General features: G+C 76.5%; 3 protein-coding genes. All 3 read right to left on the reverse strand.

Features of this window, described 5'->3' with window-relative positions:
• Positions 1-39 precede the first annotated feature (39 nt).
• The 3 genes from ACFWUQ_RS31365 to ACFWUQ_RS31375 all read right to left on the reverse strand — a co-directional run bounded on the left by ACFWUQ_RS31365 (position 40) and on the right by ACFWUQ_RS31375 (position 2,825).
• Positions 40-981: an ROK family glucokinase gene (locus ACFWUQ_RS31365; RefSeq protein WP_384544803.1), complete on the reverse strand. Its 942-nt coding sequence runs from the start codon at positions 979-981 to the stop codon at positions 40-42.
• Positions 982-1,042: 61 nt separating this feature from the next.
• Positions 1,043-1,528, reverse strand: a complete 486-nt coding sequence (locus tag ACFWUQ_RS31370; protein ID WP_384544805.1) for a DUF5304 domain-containing protein — start codon at positions 1,526-1,528, stop codon at positions 1,043-1,045.
• A gap of 76 nt (positions 1,529-1,604) precedes the next feature.
• Positions 1,605-2,825, reverse strand: coding sequence for an ArsA family ATPase (locus ACFWUQ_RS31375; RefSeq protein ID WP_384544807.1), 1,221 nt, complete (start codon positions 2,823-2,825; stop codon positions 1,605-1,607).
• Positions 2,826-2,943: the final 118 nt, after the last annotated feature.

Here is a 2,943-nt window from a genome sequence, read left to right on the forward strand (position 1 = left end):
GGGGGGCGCGGCGGGCGGCCGGAGAGAAACGGACGGCGCTCAGCCCTGGCGTGCCAGGTCGGCCGCGCCGACGAGCCCGGCCTTGCCGCCCAGCTGGGCGGCGAGCACCTGCGCGTGCGGACGCCAGGCGCCGCCGATCAGCCAGCGCTTGAAGGACTTGCGGATCGGGTCGAGGACCAGGTCCCCCTCGTCCGAGACGCCGCCGCCGACGATGAACGCGGACGGGTCGAACAGCGAGGCCAGGTCGGCGAGGCCGGCGCCGGCCCAGCGGGCCAGTTCGCGGAAGGAGTCGACGGCCACGAGGTCGCCCTGCCGGGCGGCCTGGCTGATGTGCTTGCCCTCGATGCCCTCGGGGGTGCCGTCGCCGAGCGAGAGCAGGATCCCCGCGTTCTCGGGAGTGGCGTTCGCCCGCTGCTTCGCGTAGCGGACGAGCGCGCGCCCGGAGGCGTACTGCTCCCAGCAGCCCTGGCTGCCGCAGCCGCAGAGCAGGCCGTCGGGCACGACCCGGATGTGGCCGAACTCGGCGGCGACGCCGTAGCGTCCGCGCCGCAGCTTGTTGCCGATGATGATGCCTCCGCCCAGGCCGGTGCCGAGCGTGATGCAGATGACGTCCTCGTGGCCCTGGCCGGCGCCGAAGCGGTACTCGCCCCAGGCCGCGCAGTTGGCGTCGTTCTCGACGACGACGGGCAGCCCGATGCGCTGCTCGACCTTGTCCTTGAGCGGCTCGTGGCGCCAGTTGATGTTCGGCGCGAAGAGTACGGTCGCGCGCTTGTCGTCCACGTATCCGGCGGCGCCGATGCCGACGGCGTCGATGGTGTGGCTGCTGCTGACCTCGGACACAGCGGCGCAGATCGCGTCCGTCACCCCGTCCGGGGTCGGCGGGGTGGGCACCTTGTACGTCTCAAGGATGGTGCCCTCTTCGTCGACCACGCCGGCCGCGATCTTCGTGCCGCCGATGTCGACGCCGATGGTGAGTCCCATTAGTCCCTCGGTTTCCGGTCAAACCCCGCCACGGCCAACGGTACCCGAGGGCGGCGCGGGTTCAGTCGAGATCGATCCGCTCGCCGGGGCCGGCGTCGGGGCCTTCGTCGCGGGGGTCCCGGTCCTCCTCGGCCTTTCCGGGTGCCGGCTGCTCCCGCCGCGGAGCGGGGGGCTCGTCGCGGGTCCAGCGGCGCTCGTGGCCCTCGACGGCCGAGCGGTACGCGGCGAGGAGCTCGGAGCCGGCGGCGGCGAGGTGGTCGAAGACCTCGGGGTTGCGCTCGACGACGGGCTTGGCGGCGGTCTTCGCCTGGTTGACGAACTGCCGTACGGCGCCCTGGGCGGCCGCGCCGAGGAGGGGGTTGTTCAGGGCCGAGACCTTGTCGGCGACGGCTTCGAACAGCTTGAAGAGCTCCTCGGCGGCGGTCCCGGGGCTCCCGGCGCCGCCGGCCCCCTGCCCGCGCAGGCGCTCCTTCTCCGCGGCGAGGTCCTCGGCGCAGGCCCTGGCCCAGGCGTCGTCGTCAGTGGGACGGTCGGTGGCCTCGCTCATTGCGGACTCTCCTGCGGCGGCTGCGGGGCGGAGGTACTGGATACCTTCGACGGTACCCGAACGGCGGTACGCGGCCTCAGCCGGCGGCGCGGGGCGTACGGGGCCACTGGCCCGGATCCGGGGTGAAGCGGATCCGGAGCTCGCCGGAGGCCAGGGCGGCGCCGGAGACGGCGCAGCGGCGCAGCGCGGCGGGCAGCGCGACGATCCTGCGCCAGGGCCCGGCCGTGAGCAGCAGTTCGTCACCGCGGCGGACCAGGTCGAGGTCGCGCTTGCGGGCGCCGGGCAGGGGCACCGTCCACACGAGGACCCCGTCCTCGGCGAGCCGGTCCTCGACGGCCCAGACCGGGCGGGGCGCGGGGGCGGCGGGGAGCAGGCCCTCGGTGTCGGCGAGCCGGTCCAGGTCCTGCGGGCCGCGCGGCGCGCGGCCCAGGTGCGCCAGCCGGCTCACGGGGAGCTCGCCGGCCCACTCGGCGGCGTACTTCTCCTGCTCGGCGGCGAGCCCGGCGAGCCAGGGGTCCGGCGAGCCCTGGGGGAAGAGGCGGTTGGCGACGATGCCGGAGACGGGCAGCTGCTGGAGGGCGAGGCCGAGCCGCGCCGTGCGGACCGCGTCGGCGGCGTCCGGTCCCGGTTCGGCCACCAGCAGCACCTCGGTGGCGTCGGACTCGATGACGGCCTGGACGGCGGCGAGCTCCTCGTCCCACCGGGCGGCGGTCTCGTAGAGCCGGCGCGCGGGCATGGGCACGCCCGCCAGCTGCGCCAGTACGGGCCGCAGGGCGCGGGCGGCCTGCCGCTCGGGCGGCAGCAGCCGGGCCAGGTAGCGACGCAGCTGGGCCGGGAGGGCGAGGGTGGCCAGACTCTGGTGGAGCGGGGGCATGTCGACGACGACGAGGTCGGTCGCGGGGGCGGCGGCGGCCCGCCGCAGGGCGCGCAGCAGCGCGAACTGCTCGGCGCCGGGCAGCTCGGTGAACTCCTCGGCCGCGAGCGGCCGGGCGCCGACCATGCCCAGCAGGGCGGAGCCGCGCTCCTGGAGGGCGACGAGCTCCGCACGGAACTCCTCACCGGAGTCCACCCGGGCCACCCGGTACCCGCCGGCCGCGGGTACGGACCGCAGTCCGGGCGCCGCCTCGCCGGCGCCCGGGGCTTCTTCCGCCGGATCGGCCGCGACGGCCGCAGGGCCCGCGGGGTCGCCGGACAGCAGCAGCACCCGCAGCCCGGTCCGTGCCGCCCCGCGTGCGGTGGCGGCGGCCACGACGGTCCGGCCGGCCCCGCCGGGGCCGGTGATCAGCAGGATGCGCATGGTGCCAGTACTCCGCGTTCGAGGTCGTTCGCCGCCGGGTCCCGGCCGCGGCCCGCGGGCGGGTACGGCGGGGGCCGGCGCCGCCGCGGCGTCCGCGGTGGCGGGGCCGCGCCCGGGT

Source organism: Streptomyces sp. NPDC058662 (assembly GCF_042716255.1).
In the GTDB taxonomy this organism is placed as follows: Bacteria; Actinomycetota; Actinomycetes; order Streptomycetales; family Streptomycetaceae; genus Streptomyces.

Excerpts from the sequence above, each read along its gene's own strand:
- ACFWUQ_RS31365 (WP_384544803.1), bottom strand. The coding sequence starts at position 981 with ATGGGACTCACCATCGGCGTCGACATCGGCGGCACGAAGATCGCGGCC.
- ACFWUQ_RS31370 (WP_384544805.1), bottom strand. The coding sequence starts at position 1,528 with ATGAGCGAGGCCACCGACCGTCCCACTGACGACGACGCCTGGGCCAGG.
- ACFWUQ_RS31375 (WP_384544807.1), bottom strand. The coding sequence starts at position 2,825 with ATGCGCATCCTGCTGATCACCGGCCCCGGCGGGGCCGGCCGGACCGTC.